The organism is Desertihabitans brevis, from assembly GCF_003327535.1.
Taxonomy (GTDB): Bacteria; Actinomycetota; Actinomycetes; order Propionibacteriales; family Propionibacteriaceae; genus Desertihabitans; species Desertihabitans brevis.
In genome coordinates, this window is the sequence record NZ_QOUI01000004.1 from 126,880 (window position 1) to 142,773 (window position 15,894).

Annotated in this window: 15 protein-coding genes; 7 read left to right on the top strand and 8 right to left on the bottom strand. The window is 74.0% G+C overall.

From position 1 onward, the window contains the following. Positions 1 to 2 precede the first annotated feature (2 nt). A complete protein-coding gene (locus DT076_RS07950; RefSeq protein WP_114126125.1) occupies positions 3 to 959 on the top strand; it encodes a hypothetical protein in 957 nt (318 codons plus the stop codon). Between the two features lie 16 nt (positions 960 to 975). Here DT076_RS07950 and DT076_RS07955 read toward each other — a convergent pair whose 3' ends face one another. Further along, the gene (locus DT076_RS07955) at positions 976 to 1,596 is read right to left on the bottom strand and encodes a maleylpyruvate isomerase family mycothiol-dependent enzyme (protein WP_114126126.1); all 621 of its coding nucleotides are present in this window, start codon (positions 1,594 to 1,596) and stop codon (positions 976 to 978) included. Between the two features lie 131 nt (positions 1,597 to 1,727). Between DT076_RS07955 and DT076_RS07960 the strand changes: the two genes are divergently transcribed. Beyond that, complete coding sequence (locus DT076_RS07960) at positions 1,728 to 2,936, top strand: acetyl-CoA C-acetyltransferase (protein WP_199539047.1); 1,209 nt, start codon at positions 1,728 to 1,730, stop codon at positions 2,934 to 2,936. A 60-nt stretch (positions 2,937 to 2,996) separates the two neighbouring features. Here the strand turns inward: DT076_RS07960 and DT076_RS07965 are convergent, their stop codons facing one another. Both DT076_RS07965 and DT076_RS07970 read right to left on the bottom strand, forming a co-directional pair. Next, positions 2,997 to 3,530 (bottom strand): pyridoxamine 5'-phosphate oxidase family protein, encoded by a 534-nt coding sequence (locus tag DT076_RS07965; RefSeq protein WP_114126127.1) that lies wholly within the window; start codon positions 3,528 to 3,530, stop codon positions 2,997 to 2,999. A 51-nt stretch (positions 3,531 to 3,581) separates the two neighbouring features. Continuing rightward, a complete protein-coding gene (locus tag DT076_RS07970; protein WP_199539048.1) occupies positions 3,582 to 4,049 on the bottom strand; it encodes a GNAT family N-acetyltransferase in 468 nt (155 codons plus the stop codon). Positions 4,050 to 4,145: 96 nt separating this feature from the next. Here DT076_RS07970 and DT076_RS07975 point away from each other — a divergent pair, with 96 nt between their 5' ends. Next, positions 4,146 to 4,736: a TIGR03086 family metal-binding protein gene (locus DT076_RS07975; protein ID WP_114126128.1), complete on the top strand. Its 591-nt coding sequence runs from the start codon at positions 4,146 to 4,148 to the stop codon at positions 4,734 to 4,736. A gap of 17 nt (positions 4,737 to 4,753) precedes the next feature. On the opposite strand, the gene dnaB is transcribed toward DT076_RS07975, so the two are convergent. After that, positions 4,754 to 6,106 carry a replicative DNA helicase gene (gene dnaB / locus DT076_RS07980; protein ID WP_233493808.1) on the bottom strand — a complete coding sequence of 451 codons (1,353 nt, stop codon included), beginning with the start codon at positions 6,104 to 6,106 and terminating at the stop codon, positions 4,754 to 4,756. Between the two features lie 637 nt (positions 6,107 to 6,743). Here dnaB and DT076_RS07985 point away from each other — a divergent pair. After that, complete coding sequence (locus DT076_RS07985) at positions 6,744 to 8,030, top strand: Nramp family divalent metal transporter (protein WP_233493781.1); 1,287 nt, start codon at positions 6,744 to 6,746, stop codon at positions 8,028 to 8,030. On the opposite strand, the gene DT076_RS07990 is transcribed toward DT076_RS07985, so the two are convergent. Next, positions 8,020 to 8,601 carry a GNAT family N-acetyltransferase gene (locus tag DT076_RS07990; RefSeq protein ID WP_114126130.1) on the bottom strand — a complete coding sequence of 194 codons (582 nt, stop codon included), beginning with the start codon at positions 8,599 to 8,601 and terminating at the stop codon, positions 8,020 to 8,022. The genes DT076_RS07985 and DT076_RS07990 overlap by 11 nt on opposite strands. 56 nt (positions 8,602 to 8,657) lie before the next feature. Here DT076_RS07990 and DT076_RS07995 point away from each other — a divergent pair, with 56 nt between their 5' ends. Next, positions 8,658 to 9,350 carry a DUF1275 family protein gene (locus DT076_RS07995; RefSeq protein ID WP_233493782.1) on the top strand — a complete coding sequence of 231 codons (693 nt, stop codon included), beginning with the start codon at positions 8,658 to 8,660 and terminating at the stop codon, positions 9,348 to 9,350. A gap of 107 nt (positions 9,351 to 9,457) precedes the next feature. After that, positions 9,458 to 10,168, top strand: coding sequence for a pyrimidine reductase family protein (locus DT076_RS08000; RefSeq protein WP_158548076.1), 711 nt, complete (start codon positions 9,458 to 9,460; stop codon positions 10,166 to 10,168). Positions 10,169 to 10,199: 31 nt separating this feature from the next. Here the strand turns inward: DT076_RS08000 and DT076_RS08005 are convergent, their stop codons facing one another. Both DT076_RS08005 and DT076_RS08010 read right to left on the bottom strand, forming a co-directional pair. Continuing rightward, positions 10,200 to 12,233 (bottom strand): LuxR C-terminal-related transcriptional regulator, encoded by a 2,034-nt coding sequence (locus DT076_RS08005; protein ID WP_114126132.1) that lies wholly within the window; start codon positions 12,231 to 12,233, stop codon positions 10,200 to 10,202. 21 nt (positions 12,234 to 12,254) lie between these two features. Continuing rightward, positions 12,255 to 12,569: a hypothetical protein gene (locus DT076_RS08010; RefSeq protein ID WP_158548077.1), complete on the bottom strand. Its 315-nt coding sequence runs from the start codon at positions 12,567 to 12,569 to the stop codon at positions 12,255 to 12,257. 340 nt (positions 12,570 to 12,909) lie between these two features. On the opposite strand from DT076_RS08010, the gene glgX reads away from it, so the two are divergent. Further along, positions 12,910 to 15,120, top strand: coding sequence for a glycogen debranching protein GlgX (glgX, locus tag DT076_RS08015; RefSeq protein ID WP_114126133.1), 2,211 nt, complete (start codon positions 12,910 to 12,912; stop codon positions 15,118 to 15,120). A 4-nt stretch (positions 15,121 to 15,124) separates the two neighbouring features. Here the strand turns inward: glgX and DT076_RS08020 are convergent, their stop codons facing one another. Then, positions 15,125 to 15,757 carry a GNAT family N-acetyltransferase gene (locus DT076_RS08020; protein ID WP_114126134.1) on the bottom strand — a complete coding sequence of 211 codons (633 nt, stop codon included), beginning with the start codon at positions 15,755 to 15,757 and terminating at the stop codon, positions 15,125 to 15,127. Between the last annotated feature and the right edge of the window lie 137 nt (positions 15,758 to 15,894).

Sequence of the window (15,894 nt, forward strand, 5' to 3'; positions counted from 1 at the left end):
GCGTGGACCGCGGACCGGAGGACGTCCCCGACACCGTGACGGCCGAGCTGCGCGCGGCGGTGCGGGTGGCCGGCCTGACCGCGGACCAGTTCGCCCGGACGCGGGAGCAGGCCCTGCGCCGCCAGCTGGACGAGTGGCAGCGGGCGGAGCTGCACGCCCGGGTGGACCAGGACCACCGGGCCGACCGGCACCAGATGGCGCTGGCCGACCACCCGCAGTTCTGGGAGCGGGCCACCCCGCAGGAGATCGGCCGCACCTACGGCGCCGCCCGCGCCTGGGCCGACCGCGACCTGGAGGCCCGGCGGGTCGCCGACCAGCTCCGCGGCCAGCTGCGCAGCCGGTACGGGATCGACCCGGAGGCCGAGGTGCAGCGCGGGCTGGCGCGGGAGGAGCGGGCCGACGCCCGGCGCGCCGAGGCCGAGGCGGGCGGGGCCGAGCAGCGGGCCGAGCAGGCGTGGAGCGAGGCGACGACCGGCGGCTGGCACCCGGACGGGCGGGACGCGCCCGGGGCGGACCCGGGGGTCGCCGAGGTGGGTGTGCCGGGCGGGGTCGACGACGCCGGGGTGCCGACCGGGCACCCGGAGGCAGCCGGGCCGGAGGCCTGGGTCAGCACGCGGGAGGACGCGGGCCCGGAGCCCGGTGCGGCCGGCAGCGGTGCGGGAGGACGCGACGCCGACCCCGTGGCGGCGAGCCGGGCCGAGGTGGAGGACGACCGGGCCCGCGAGGCGCGCGCCGACGGCGTCCGCTCCTACGACTCGGCCGAGCGCCGGGACGCCACCGCCGCGGCCCTGGAGGCCCGCGGCATCGACCCGCGCACCGTCGCCACCCGGATGCGCGCCGACGTCAGCCAGGCCCGACCGGCCACCGAGGCGACCCGGATCCCCGGACGCGCCCGGACGGCCGCCGCCCGGGCGGGCCGCGTCCGCGGCGTCCGGCGGCAGACCGCGCCCGAACGCTGAGGCACCGCGGGCGGTCTCAGCCGAGCCGGCGGCGCAGCACCTCCGCCCCCGGTCCGGTGAGGGAGCCCGCCACCCCGGCCCGCCCGGCCAGCACCATCAGCACCGCCTCGCCCGGGCCGCGGGCCTCCGGGCCGCGCCCGGTGGACCAGTCCAGGTCGGTGGCGACCAGCCGCACGCCCCGCCCGTGCCAGAAGCCGCGCAGCGGAGGAGCGGTGACGGCGAACGGCAGGCACACCTCCAGGCGGTCTGCGGGCACCTCCCGCGGCAGCCCGAGCGGGCGCCGGATGTCCTGGTGGTGGACCAGGGCGTCGACCAGCCCGACTCGGCCGCCCATGCTGGCCGTGGTGCCCTGCGGCGTGAGGTGGCCGCGGAGGAAGGCCACCAGCTGTCCCGGTGTGCGGTCGCGGTAGTCGTCCAGGGCGGCGTCGTTCAGCCGGCCGGGACGCAGCCGGGCGCGCAGCAGCCGGTGCAGCAGATCGGCCCGGCCGTGCTCCTCGTAGCTGACCAGGTGCGCCACCACCTCCCGCACCGTCCACCGGCTGCACAGCGTCGGGTGCTCCCACTGCTGCGGGGTCAGCGTCTCCAGCAGGTCGGCCAGCTCGCTGCGCTCCGCCCGCGCCATCGCCATCACGTCCATCGGTGCTCCTCGCTCCGGGGGACCGGCCGGGCCCCGTCCCGCCGATCCTCCACCAGACGGCTCCGGCCCGGGAACCCGGCAGCGTCGGTCCCAGGGTGGGGACGGCGGCGCCGCGGTGGTTGGATCTGGTCGTGGACGACGTCGTGATCTGCCAGCCGCTGCGCACCCCGGTGGGCCGGATGGGTGGCGCGCTCGCCGACGTGGCCGCGGTCGACCTGGCGTCGGGGCTGCTGGCCGAGCTCGCCCGCCGCACGGGGCTCGCCGAGGACGAGGTCGACGACGTGGTGCTCGGCCAGTGCTATCCCAACGGTGAGGCGCCGGCGGTCGGCCGGGTCGCCGCCCTCGACGCCGGACTCGGCACCGGGGTGCCCGGCCGGCAGGTGGACCGCCGCTGCGGCTCGGGTCTGCAGGCGGTGCTCGACGCCGCCGCGATGGTCGCCACCGGCGCCGCCGGGGTGGTGCTGGCCGGCGGGGTGGAGTCGATGTCGCAGGTGGAGCACTACGCGCTGCTGCGCGGCGGCACCCGCGGCGACGTCGTCCTGGCCGACCGGCTGGTGCGGGCCCGCGAGACCGCGGGCGGGCGCTCCCACCCGGTGCCCGGCGGGATGCTGGAGACGGCGGAGAACCTGCGGCGGCGCTACCGGATCGGCCGGGAGGAGCAGGACGCGCTCGCGCTGCGCTCCCACCAGCGTGCGGTCGCCGCCCAGCAGAGCGGCCGGTTCGCCGAGGAGCTCGTGCCGGTGCGGGTGCCGGGACGCCGCGGACGCCCCGACGTCCTGGTCGACCGTGACGAGCACCCCCGTGCCGACGCCAGCCTGGAGGCGCTGGCCGACCTGCGGCCGGTGCTGGCGGGCGACGACCCCGGGGCCACCGTCACCGCCGGCAACGCCAGCGGGCAGAACGACGGCGCGGCGGTCTGCCTGGTGACCCTTCGCAGCACCGCCGAGCGCCGCGGGTGGACGCCCGTGCTGGCGCTGCGCTCCTGGGCGGTGGCCGGGGTCGGGCCGGAGGTGATGGGCCTGGGGCCGGTGGCCGCGACCGCACGCGCGTTGGAGCGCGCCGGGCTGACGCTGGCCGACCTCGACCTCATCGAGCTCAACGAGGCCTTCGCCGCGCAGGTGCTGGCCTGCCTGCGGGAGTGGCGGGTCGACCCCGAGGACGAGCGCCTCAACCCCAACGGCTCGGGCATCTCCCTCGGCCACCCGGTCGGCGCGACCGGTGCGCGGATCCTGGCCACCCTGGCCGGCGAGCTCGGACGCCGGGACGCCCGCCTCGGCCTGGAGACGCTGTGCATCGGCGGCGGCCAGGGCATCGCCGCGGTGGTGGAACGGCTCGGCTGACCGCACCGGGCCGCCCGCCTCGCCCACCACGGCGCAGCCGGTACCCCGTCGCCCGCCTGCTCAGAACCGCCAGCGGGTGGCCCCGCCCGGCTCGACCGCGAGCACGGCGTGCGCGGCCCGGGCGTCCAGCCGGAACAGGTGCCAGGGCGGCCCGCCCGCCGAAGGGGCGCTGAAGGGCGCTGTGAGGGCCACCCCGGAGGCGTCCACCTCGCACGGCCAGCCCTCCTCGGTGGCGTAGCGCTGCGCGGTCCGGGCCACCACCTCCGGGTCCTCGACCCGCTCGGCCACACCCTCGACGACCAGGTCGAACTCGCGCACGGAGAGCGCCATCGCGCACCTCGGGTCACGGGTGAGGTTGCGGCCGCGCCGGGTGGCGAGCCCGGTGACGAACCAGAAGCAGCCCTCGCCCCAGACCGCGCCGAGGGCGTTGACGTGCGGGCTGCCGTCGGCGTCGGTCGTGGTCAGCCAGCAGGTGTGCCGGTCGGGACCGCCGCCGTCGGGGCCGACGGCGAAGCCCGCCTCCAGCCGCGTGCTGACGGCGTCCCAGCTCATCTCGGGCAAGCCGTAGCGGCTCGCCAGGTTCCTCGTGTCCATACCTGCTGCGACCCGGGCCACCACGCGGGCTCATCGCGGCCCGCGCGGCCCTCAGCCGACGACCCGGGTGAAGAAGGTGCTGTGCGGGCTCGGGTGGTAGCCGCCGAACGGCGCACACGGCCGGAACCCGGCGGAGGTGTAGAGCGCCCGGGCCGGGGCGAACGCGGCGGCCGTGCCGGTCTCCAGGCTGATCCGGGTGCAACCGTCGGCGACGGCCCGCTCGACCAGCGCGTCGAGCAGCCGGCGGGCCAGCCCGCGTCCCCGCAGCTCGGCGCGGGTGTGCATCGACTTCAGCTCGGCGTGAGCGCCCGACAGCCGGCGCAGCGCCCCGACCGCGGCCAGCCGGTCGTCGCAGCGCAACCCGTAGAAGGTGATGCCCGGCCCGCGCAGCGCGTCGATGTCGAGGGCGTGGACGTCCTCGGGCGGGCTGTGCAGTGCGGTGAAGGCCAGGTGCCGGCCCAGCAGCTCCCGCACCTCCACGCTGCCCGGGTCGTGCACGGCGACGTCGGTCTCGGTCACGGCCGGGACGCTAGCCCGGCCCGGTGACGGTCGTGTGTCGGCGGCGCGGGGCAGGCCGCCGGGGTAGGGGCGTAGGTTGGGGGTGAGGAGGCCGACATGGCACGTGGGAACGACCAGGTCGCGGCGCTGTCCGCGGCGATGGAGCAGATGGCGATCATCCTGGCCGGCGTGCGCGAGGAGCACCGCCGCCTGCCCACCCCGTGTGCGGGGTGGGACGTCGAGGCACTGGTCGGTCACGTGGTGGCCGGCCCGCGCAACTTCGCGCTGATGGGCGGCGGCGGGACACCGGACTGGGACGCCCGGCAGGAGGTGCCGCTGCAGGAGGCGGCGACCCGCTTCCGCACCGGGGCCGACGAGCTCTGGGAGAGCTGGCAGCAGGGCGACAGCGGGAACGGGCTGGCTGGCTTCGCCGCCGCCGAGTTCGCCGTGCACGCCTGGGACCTGGCCCGAGCCACCGGCCAGTCGATCCAGCTCGACCCCGCGGTCGCGCAGGCCGCGCTGGCCGTGATGCAGGAGTCGCTCACCGAGGAGAACCGCGGGGACGCCTTCGGGGCCGAGGTGCCGGTGTCGCAGAACGAGCCCGCCTACGCCCGGCTGGCCGCCTTCGCCGGGCGCGACCCGCATCGCTACGGCGTCGAGGAGGCCTCGTCGGCCGACTCGGACGAGGGCGACGTCCCGACGCCCTGACCCGCCCGCCGTCGGCGTCAGTGCTGCATGTCGACGAAGCGGGAGTAGTGGCCCTGGAAAGCCACCTCGACGGTCTTGGTGGGCCCGTTGCGGTGCTTGGCGACGATGAAGTCGGCCTCGCCCAGCCGGGAGGACTCCTTGTCGTACATGTCCTCGCGGTGCAGCAGGATCACCATGTCGGCGTCCTGCTCGAGGCTGCCGGACTCACGCAGGTCCGACAGCATCGGCTTCTTGTCGGTGCGCTGCTCGGGGCCACGGTTGAGCTGCGACATGGCGATGATGGGGATCTCCAGCTCCTTGGCCAGCAGCTTGATCTGGCGGGAGAACTCCGAGACCTCCAGCTGGCGCGACTCGACCTTCTTGCCCGAGGTCATCAGCTGCATGTAGTCGATGATGATCAGCCGCAGGTCGTGGCGCTGCTTGAGCCGGCGCGCCTTGGCCCGGATCTCCATCATCGTCAGGTTCGGCGAGTCGTCGACGAACAGCGGCGCCTCGCTGACCTCGCCCATCTTCTTGGCCAGCCGCGTCCAGTCCTCGTCGGTCATGGTGCCCTTGCGGATGTGGTTGAGCGGTATCTGCGCCTCGGCCGAGAGCAGCCGCATGGTGATCTCGGTCTTGCTCATCTCCAGGCTGAAGATGGCCGAGCACAGCCCGTTCTTGATCGACGCCGCCCGGGCGAAGTCCAGCCCCAGGGTGGACTTCCCCACGGCGGGACGGGCCGCGAGGATGATCATCTGCCCGGCGTGCAGGCCGTTGGTGAGCTCGTCCAGCTCGATGAACCCGGTGGGCACGCCGGCCATGTCGCCGGAACGGGAGCCGATCGCCTCGATCTCGTCCAGGGTGGACTCCATCAGCGCCGACAGCGGCTGGTAGTCCTCGCTGGTCTTGCCGTCGGTGACCGCGTAGACCTCGGCCTGTGCGGCGTCGACCAGCTCCGAGACGTCGCCCTGCCCGTCGTAGCCCATCTGGGCGATCCGGACCGAGGCCTCGACCAGCCGCCGCAGGATCGCCTTCTCCCGCACGATGGCGGCGTAGTAGCCGGCGTTGGCGGCCACCGAGACGCTGGCCAGCAGGTCGTGCAGGTAGACGTGGCCGCCGACCTTGGCGATCTCGCCGCGCTTGGTGAGCTGGGCGGCGACGGTGATCGCATCAGCGGGCTCACCACGTCCGTAGAGGTCGAGGATCGCCTCGTAGATGAACTCGTGCGCCGGACGGTAGAAGTCGCGGCCCTTGACGGTGTCGACGACGTCGGCGATCGCGTCCTTGCTCATCAGCATCGCGCCGAGCACGCTCTGCTCGGCCTGCAGGTCCTGCGGCGGGGTGCGGTCGACGGCACGCGCCCCGGCGTCGAGATCCCTGACCTCGGCAATGCTCACCAGCTCGCTCCTCCCTTCGACGACCCGCCGCCCGACCGACGGCGGGCACCCGGTGCGGCTCTGCCCGGGCGTCCTCCCAGCCGCGGGCAGCGGGGTGCCGGAGCGTGCTGGAGAGGACTGCCTGCGACGCTACGACGCCCCTCCGACAGTTCCCTCCGAGCGCGCTCCGTGCGGTCCCGGGTGCTGCTCGCCGGTTCACCATAGGGGCGTCGCGGAGCACCGCCAACCCCGGTTGTCCACAGGGGCTGTGCAGAACCGGTGGATGGCTGTGGAGACACGCTGGGGAGTTGTGCAGAACCTGGGCACAGGGGTGTGGACGTCCCCCCGATCGGAGTCGCGAAACCGGCTCTGACCAGGCGTTTCGATTGTGCAGAAGACGCGCCTGGAAGAATTTTCGGCGGCTCGCCGGGCGCGGCGGCGGGCTTGACACGGGGCTCGGCGGCGTGCTGTCGGCGCCGAGTTGTGCACAGAGGGTGTGCATAGCTCGCACGGCGCGTACGGCGCTGATGATCTTGCTCCGACGGGGCCGGTGTGGTTGGTTCGCAGGTGCCCGACGTCCCCGGCCGGAGCCCGTCCGGTCGCCAGAGAAGGAGGCCCGACGTGCAGCGAGGCACCCGTCGCGGAGGTCATCGTGGCTGAGGCGGGTCGGCCCGCCCCGACCGCCGCCACCGCTGATCAGGAACCGCCCGGCCGGTGGAAGCTGATCGGCCCCGGCCTGATGGTCGCGGCCACCGGCGTCGGCGCCGGCGACCTGGTCGCCACCCTGGTCGCGGGGCAGAAGTTCGGCTACGCCCTGCTCTGGGTGGTGGTGCTGGGCTGCCTGCTCAAGATCATCCTCGTCGAGGGCGCCGGCCGGTTCTCCCTCGCCACCCAGAAGACGATCTTCCAGGGATGGCGCTCGCTCGGGCTGTGGACCTCGATCTACTTCGGGCCCTACATCGTCGTGTGGGGCTTCGTCTACGGCGCCACCGCGATGCTCTCCACCGCCCTGCCGCTGGCCTCGCTGTTCCCCCAGGTGCCGCTGCCGGTGTTCGCGATCGCGTCGGGGCTGATCGGCTTCGTGCTGGTCTGGTTCAACCGCTACAGCGGGTTCGAGAAGATCACCGCCGTGCTGGTCGGGGTGATGTTCCTGACCGTCGTCGGGGCAGCCGTGCTCACCCTGCCCAACCTGCTGGACGTCCTCAGCGGTCTGGTGCCGCGGGTGCCGGAGGGCTCGATCGTCAACGTGCTCAGCGTCGCCGGCGGCGTCGGCGGGACGATCACCCTGGCCGCCTACGGCTACTGGTTGCGCGAGAAGGGCTGGCACACCCCGAAGTTCATGAAGGTCATGCGGATCGACAACGCGATGGCCTACGTCGTCACCGGCGTCTTCGTCGTCGCGATGCTCATCGTCGGGGCGGAGCTGCTCTACTCCGCCGGCCTGGCGATCGACTCCGGCGACCGGGGGCTGCTGTCGCTGGCCGACGTGCTGTCGGAGCGCTACGGCGTCGTCTACGGCAAGGTCTTCCTGATCGGTTTCTGGGCCGCCTCGTTCTCCTCCATCCTCGGGGTGTGGAACGGTGTCTCGTTGATGTTCGCCGACTTCATCGGCCACAGCCGCGGGCTCGAGCCCGGCCACCCCGACACCCGGGTCGGCGGGAAGTGGTTCAAGGTCTACCTGCTCTGGCTGACCTTCCCGCCGATCATCCTCGTCTTCGTCGGCGAGCCGGTGCCGGTGATCCTGGCCTACGGCGTGCTGGGGGCGTTCTTCATGCCGTTCCTGGCGATCACCCTGCTCTGGCTGCTCAACTCCCGCCACACGCCGCAGCCCTGGCGCAACCAGCTGCTCGGCAACGTCGGGCTCGGCCTCGTGGCGCTGTTCTTCGTGGTGCTGGCCGTCCAGCAGCTGCAGAGCGCGATCAGCGACGTCACCGGCTGAGCGGCGAACCCTCGCGGGCCATCTGGAACATCGGCCAGCCGTACCAGGTCGGGCCCGACGGGACGTTCGCCGACACCCGGGCGAACCCGCGCCGGCGGTAGAACGCCTCGGCCCGCGGGTTGCCGGTCATGATCCACAGGTAGCAGGGGTGCTCGCCGAGCAGGGCGTCGGCGAGGGCCGCCCCCGCGCCACCGCCGTGCACCGCGGCGAGGGTGTAGAGCGAGCTGAGCTGCAGCATCCCCGGCGGCCGGCGCAGGCCGAGCGCGTCGGCGTCGGGGTAGCTGCTGAGCAGCCGACGCTCCCACTCCTCCCCGCCGGAGGTGCTGCGGGCGATCCCCACCACCTGCCCGTCGTCATGCGGGCCACCAGGTGGCGGGCCGGACCGGGGTCGGCGAGCTCGGCCCGCAGGTCGGCCACCAGCCGGTCGCGGGGCCGTCCGCCGCTGGCCGACGAAGCCCGGCGGCAGCTGGGGGTAGGTCTCGGCCAGCGCCTGCAGGTGCACCTCGACCCACTCCCCCGCGTCGGCCGGGGTCGGGACGTCGATCCGCCAGCGACCGGTCTGCGGGGTCACGCGCTCCTCCTCCTCGCCGGCTCGCGTCGGTGGAGCGGCCCCGCCATGATGCTCCGGTGGAGTTCCTGCGCGCGGACCAGGCCCGGATGCACCTGGTGATGATGCTCGCCCTCACCTTCGGCACCGGGATCATCGACGCCGTCGGCTACCTCGGGCTGGACCGCGTCTTCACCGCCAACATGACCGGCAACGTGGTGATCCTCGGCATGGGTCTGGCCCGGGCCGAGGACCTGCCCGTGCTCGGCCCGGCGGTCGCGCTGGTGGCCTTCCTGCTCGGCGCCGGGATCGGCGGCCGCTCGCTCAGGGGTGCGCGGACCGGGTGGAGCGGACGCAGCAGCATCGCCTTCGCCGCGGTCGGTGCGCTGGTGCTGGGCACCGGGGTGGCGAGCCTGTTCGTGGTGCCCGAGGAGGGCACCGTCTGGGGTGGCGTGGTCACCGCGCTGCTGGGGCTGGCGATGGGCGCCCAGGCCGCCGCCGCCCGCCGGCTCGCCGTCGCCGACGTCACCACGGTGGTCGTCACCTCCACCATCGTCGGGCTGGCCGCAGAGTCCCGGCTGGCCGGCGGCACCGGCAAGAACGCCGGCCGCCGCGTGCTGGCGGTGCTGCTCATCCTCGCCGGGGCGGCCGCCGGGGCCCTGCTGCTCAAGGTGCACATCGGGCTCGGGATGGCGGTGGCCGGCGTGCTCGCCCTCGTGGTGGCGCTGCTCGGTCACCTGGCGCGGGAGCGGGTCGCCGACGCGAGACCCTGAGATCGTGTGCGCGGGAGCGCTCGTCGGCTGCGACTCGCCGCGACACGCCGGGCGTGACCGGAATGACATACGCGTGCGCAGGGTGCGCGGGACGGGGAGGGGAGCAGATGGAGCGCTGGGACGCCGTCGGCGAGGTCGACGACCTCGAGGCCGAGCTGCTGGTGCAGGGAGACCACCTGCGGACGCTGATGGTCGCCAGTGCCGACGGGGCGGCGACCATCGCGGGCCGGGTCGACACGCTCACCTCCCCGGCCGACCAGCGGCTGCTGCTCACCGCCCGCGCGGTGGCCGACGTGGTGCTGGTCGGGGCCGGCACGGTGCGCGCGGAGGGGTACGGGCCGCTGGTGGTCGAGGCGGATATCAGCGCCCGCCGGGGGGCCCGGGGCCAGACGCCGCACCCCGGGCTGGCGGTCGTCACCGCCACCGGTGACCTCGACCTGGAGCACCCGCTGTTCACCGAGGCCGTCACCCGGCCGCTGGTGGTCACCACCGAAGGCTGCCCCCGGCGCGACCGGATCGAGCAGGTGGCCGACGTCGTCACCGCCGGCGCCCAGACCCTGGACGTCCGGGCCGCGGTCGCCGCGCTGCGCGCCCGCGGGCTGCGCCGGATCGGCTGCGAGGGTGGTGCCCGGCTCAACCAGGCGCTGCTGGCTGCCGACCTGGTCGACGAGCTCGTGCTCACCACCGCGCCGCTGCTGGTCGGTGGGGAGGCTCCGCGGATCGTCCACGGCGCGGTGCTCGACCCGCCCCGCCCGCTGCGGCTGGTCGGCGTGCTGCGGTCCGGCGACCACCTGTTCACCCGTTGGTCGCTGCGTTGAGCACCGGCCCCGGGGAGGGTCGGGGCGGCAGTCAGAGCAGGCCGAGGGCGCGGGCCCGCTCGACGGCGGCGTCGCGCCCGTTCACCCCGAGCTTGCGGTAGAGGTGGCGCAGGTGGGTCTTGAGGGTGTTGGTCGAGATGTAGAGCCGCTCGGCCACCGTGGCCAGCAGCAGGTCGGAGTCCAGGTGCTCCAGCACGTGCCGCTCAGCGGGGCTGAGCTCGACCTCCGCGGCCAGCAGCCGGCGCATCATCCGCGCGGCGCGGGACCGGTCGACCTCCAGCCCGACGCGTTCGCTGGCCACGTGCCACCGGACCCGGGCGCTCTCGGCGATGTCGGCGTACCCGGCCCGGTCGGCGGCCACCGTGAGGGTCGACATCACCCCGATCGCGTTGCGGACCGACAGCGACGGCCGTTCGTGCAGGTAGGGCCGGAGCAGCTCGACCGCCTCGTCCTCACGGCCCGCCCGGGCCAGGATCCGGGCTCGGGCGAGGTCGACCACCACCTGCTGGTTGGGGAACCCGATCGCCTCGAGCAGGTCGACCTCCTCCTGCGCCTCCGCCAGCCGGTCGGCCAGCAGATCGGCACGGAACGCGGCCACGGTGATCAGCGACCGCTGGAACGGCGTCAGCGTCGGGTCGCCCTGACGGAAGGCGTCCACCCGGTCCGAGGCCTCCCGCCCGTCGCCGAGCGCGGTCAGCATCACGTCGAGGTAGACCGTCAGCGGGGTGGTGTCGGGCCGGGGCGGACGGGCGGTGACCCGTTCGAGGTGCTGCCGGGCCCCGGTCAGGTCCGAGCCCTCCATGCGCATCCAGCTCTCGGCCAGATGGGCCAGCTCGACCGTGGCCTGCTCGCCCTCCCCGCCGTCGCGCGCGGTCCCGAACGCCGCCACGGCCGACTCGCGGGCCTGCCGGTACTCACCGAGCAGCGCGAGCGCGAAGCTGTCGGTCGCCCGGGCCCGACCCTGCAGCCACGGCACCCCGGCCAGCCCGGCCAGGGTCGCCGCCTGCCGGGCGGTGGCGTGAGCGGCCTCCAGCTCGCCGTGGTGCAGCCGCCACAGCGCCTGCTCCGAGCGCAGCGCGGCGGTCACCACGTGCTGCAGCCGGACGGTCTCGCCGGGCTCCCGCGCCGGGGCCTGCTCGCTGCCGAGCGTGTCAGGTCCGGCGGTGCCCAGCCGGTAGTTGGTGCAGCGGTCCAGCTGCAGCCGGTAGGCGTCCAGTAAGGCCCGCTGCAGCGGCGACCGCCGGGTCCCGGGGCCGGTGAGCAGCGCCTCGACGGTGCCCAGCGCGGTGGCCGGATCGGTGTCGCGGGTGTGCACCAGCCGCAGGTAGCCGCGCATCATCGCCACCCGCCAGTCGGGCCGGTGGGAGAGCTGGTCCAGCAGGGCGTCCAGGACGGCGGTGTCGCTGTGCAGCCGGGGCAGCAGCTCCTCGCCCAGTGCGGTGACGGCCGCCTCCTCCTCGCCCTCGGCCAGCAGCCGCTCGACGGCGGCGAGCCCCTGCCCCGAGCTCCGCAGCCACTCCACCACCCGGCGCCCGTGCTGGCGGTCCTGCGGGGTGGCTCCGGTCGTGAGCCGGGCGGTGAGCGAGCGGCGCAGCACCGGGTTGAGCTCGGCGGTGCCGGCGTCGAGCCAGCGCACCGGGACGCCGCTCGACGCCAGCTCCGACAGCCGGGACCAGGCGTCGGGCCGGCCGCTCACGCCGGCGGCCGACTCCGGGGTGAGGGCATCCAGGGCCGCGAGGTCGCTCAGGAGTGCCAGCTGGTCGGGCTCGAGCGCACCGAGCACCTCGGTGCGGACGTAGTCGTCCAGCAGCACCATCAGCTGGTGGGCGGCCCGGGTGTCGCCGTGGTGCTCGGCCAGCAGCCGCATCGCCGCCGACCAGCCGTGCGTGGAGGCGACCGGTGTCGCGGTGTCGCCCAGCTGGTGCGGGTCGTGCCCGCACAGCCGCAGCAGCGTCCGGTACTCCTCCTCGGTGAAGGCGAGGTGGCGGTCCGCGACCTCGGTCAGCACCCCGCGGGAGCGCAGCAGACCCAGCGGCAGCGCCGGGGTGGTGCGGGTGAGCAGCACCAGCCGGGTCCGCTCGGCCGACTACGTCCGGGCGACCAGCGGTTCGACCAGGCCGGGGGTGGTGAGCCGGTGGAGCTGGTCGACCACGACGACCGCCGCGCTGTCGTCCACGTCCAGCTCCGCGGTCAGCGCCCGCACGGCCCGGTCGGCCGAGCCGGCCTCGAGCTGCACCCAGCGGGTCGCCGCCCTCCCCCGGCGGCGCAACCAGGACGCCGCCGCGGTCGTCTTGCCGAACCCGGCCGGCGCCCGCACCAGGGTGACCGGCCGCTCGACGGCGTGGTCGAGCTGGGCGTGCAGGCGGGAGCGCGGCACGTGCGGGTCAGGAACCCGTGGCACGCCCGGGAGGGCGGCCGGACGTCGGTCGTTCAGGACGTACCCCCGTTCGTCCTCGTGGTCGAGCCGGCCCCCATCGTAGGCGGGGCGGTGTCCGGAGGGGGTGATCTGGGTCACCCTCGGTTTCACCCCCGCTCACCCAGCGGGGGACGGACCGGTGGTGCCAGGGTCTACCCAGGGGCCGCCTCTCGGGGGATGGGCAGCGCCCGCGGAGCCGCGAGCCACACGGGTCGCGGCTCCGTCGTGTCCGGCCGTCGCCTTTTCACCCGCGCCGCGGTGGGAACTCTCCTGTCACCTGCGACCAGTAGGGTCACCGTCGCAGCAGCGAGCGAGAGGCGGAAGCATGGAGATCTGGACGGGCAAGCCCTATCCCCTGGGGGCGACCTACGACGGCAGCGGGGTGAACTTCGCGCTGTTCTCCGAGGCCGCCGAGTCCGTCGAGCTGTGCCTGGTCGACGACGACCTGCAGGAGACGCGGATCGAGCTGACCGAGGTGGACGGCTACGTGTGGCACGCCTACCTGCCCGGCATCCAGCCCGGCCAGCGCTACGGCTACCGCGTGCACGGCCCCTACGACCCGGCCGCCGGCCACCGCTGCAACCCGGCCAAGCTGCTGCTCGACCCGTACGCCAAGGCCATCGACGGCCAGATCGACGGTGACGAGTCGCTGTTCTCCTACCGCTTCGACGACCCCGAGGCGTTCAACGACGACGACTCGCTCGGCCACACCATGCTGTCGGTGGTCGTCAACCCCTACTTCGACTGGGGCTTCGACCGCCCGCCGGCCCACGAGTACCACGAGTCGGTGATCTACGAGGCCCACGTCAAGGGCCTGACGATGACCCACCCCGACATCCCCGAGGAGATCCGCGGCACCTACCAGGGGCTCGCGCACCCGGCGATCATCGACCACCTGACCACCCTGGGGGTGACCGCGATCGAGCTGATGCCGGTGCACCAGTTCGTCAACGACACCCACCTGGTGGAGAAGGGCCTGTCCAACTACTGGGGCTACAACACCATCGGCTTCCTGGCCCCGCACAACGGCTACTCCTCCTCCGGCACCCGCGGGCAGCAGACCACCGAGTTCAAGGCGATGGTCAAGGCGCTGCACGAGGCCGGCATCGAGGTGATCCTCGACGTCGTCTACAACCACACCGCCGAGGGCAACCACCTCGGCGAGACGATCGCCTTCCGCGGCATCGACAACGCCGCCTACTACCGGCTGGCCGACGACAAGCGGCACTACTACGACACCACGGGCACCGGCAACAGCCTGCTGATGCGCAACCCGCACGTGCTGCAGCTGATCATGGACTCGCTGCGCTACTGGGTGACCGAGATGCACGTGGACGGCTTCCGCTTCGACCTCGCCGCCACCCTGGCCCGGCAGTTCCACGAGGTCGACAAGCTCTCGGCCTTCTTCGACATCATCCAGCAGGACCCGGTGGTCTCGCAGGTGAAGCTGATCGCCGAGCCGTGGGACCTCGGCGACGGCGGCTACCAGGTGGGCAACTTCCCGCCGCTGTGGACGGAGTGGAACGGCATGTACCGCGACACCGTCCGCGACTTCTGGCGCGGTGAGCCGGCCACCCTGCCCGAGTTCGCCTCCCGGCTGACCGGCAGCTCCGACCTCTACAACCACTCCGACCGGCGGCCCACCGCCTCGATCAACTTCATCACCGCCCACGACGGGTTCACCCTGCGCGACCTGGTCTCCTACAACGAGAAGCACAACGAGGCCAACGGCGAGGGCGGCAACGACGGCGAGAGCCACAACCGGTCGTGGAACTCCGGTGCGGAGGGCGAGACCGACGACGAGGCGATCAACGCGCTGCGGCTGCAGCGCCAGCGCAACTTCATCACCACGCTGATGATCAGCCAGGGGGTGCCGATGCTCGCCCACGGCGACGAGCTCAGCCGCACCCAGCAGGGCAACAACAACGTCTACGCCCAGGACAACGAGCTCTCCTGGGTGGACTGGGACCTCGACCAGGAGGAGACCGACCTCATCGGGTTCACCCGGGCCGCGATCCGGCTGCGCCGCGAGCACCCGATCTTCCGCCGGCGCGACTTCCTCGCCGGTGAGGCGGCGAAGGGCGGGGCGTCGCAGCTGGGCGAGATCGAGTGGTTCCAGCCCGACGCCGACCCGATGAGCGACGCCGACTGGGAGCAGGGGTTCGCCCGCACCCTGATGGTCTTCCTCAACGGCGACGCCATCCCCGAGAAGGACACCCGCGGCCAGCGGGTGGTCGACGAGCGGTTCATCCTGATGTTCAACGCCCACACCGAGCCGGTCACCTTCACCCTCCCCTCGGAGGACTACGGCACCGGGTGGGTGGTGCGGCTCGACACCGCGACCGGGTACTCCGCGGTGCGTCGGGTCGACGCCGAGGCCGAGACGGTCGACGCCGGCCAGAGCGTCGACGTCCCCGGGCACTCGATGCTGGTGCTCTCGGCCACCTCGGTGCCGGAGGCCTCCCAGCAGGGCGCCGCCGAGCGGGCCGCCCAGGCGTCCAAGACCTCCTCGCGCCTGGCGATGCGGAGGCGTTGAGGCCTCAGCGCAGCCGGACCGGCGCCTCGTCGAGCGAACGGAGACGCTCGACCAGGCGCCGGCGCACGTCCGGCCACTCCGCGGAGAGGATCGAGAACACCACGGTGTCGCGCCAGCTGCCGTCGGCCCGCAGCACGTGGTGGCGCAGCACCCCCTCCTGGGTGGCGCCCAGGGCCAGCACCGCCTTCCGCGAGCGCTCGTTGACCGCGTCGGTCTGGATGTGCACCCGCTCGAACCCGGAGTCGAAGGCGTGGCCGAGCAGCAGCAGCTTGCACTCGGGGTTGACCGCGGTGCCCCACACCGCCGGGGTGTAGGCGGTCCAGCCCAGGTGGACCCTCCGGTTCGCGGGGTCGACGTCGCCCAGGGAGGACGTCCCCACCACCCGTCCGTCGTCGGGGCCGCCGACGATCCGGATCACCCAGGTCCGTCCGCCGCTGGCCCAGGGGTAGCGGCGGGCGAAGGTGGCGAACTGCTCGACCGAGCCGGGACGTCCGGCGCTGCCGCCGCCGTAGCCGGCCGCGAACACCTCCGGCCGCGCGATCGCGTCGTGCAGCTCGACGTAGTCGGCGCCGGTCAGCGGGTCCAGCCGGACGAACCGGCCGCCGAGCGGGTGGTCGAGGGGGAGGCTGGGGTCCATCGGGCCATTCTCGCCCGCCCCGCTGCGCGCCGGAAGGGCTGGTGCTGCGGCGGTGGTGGAGTACAGGGATCTCGCGCCAGGGTGCCCGTCCGCCGGAACCGGCCCCGCGCCGCTGTGCGGGTGGTGTCGCCGCTCCG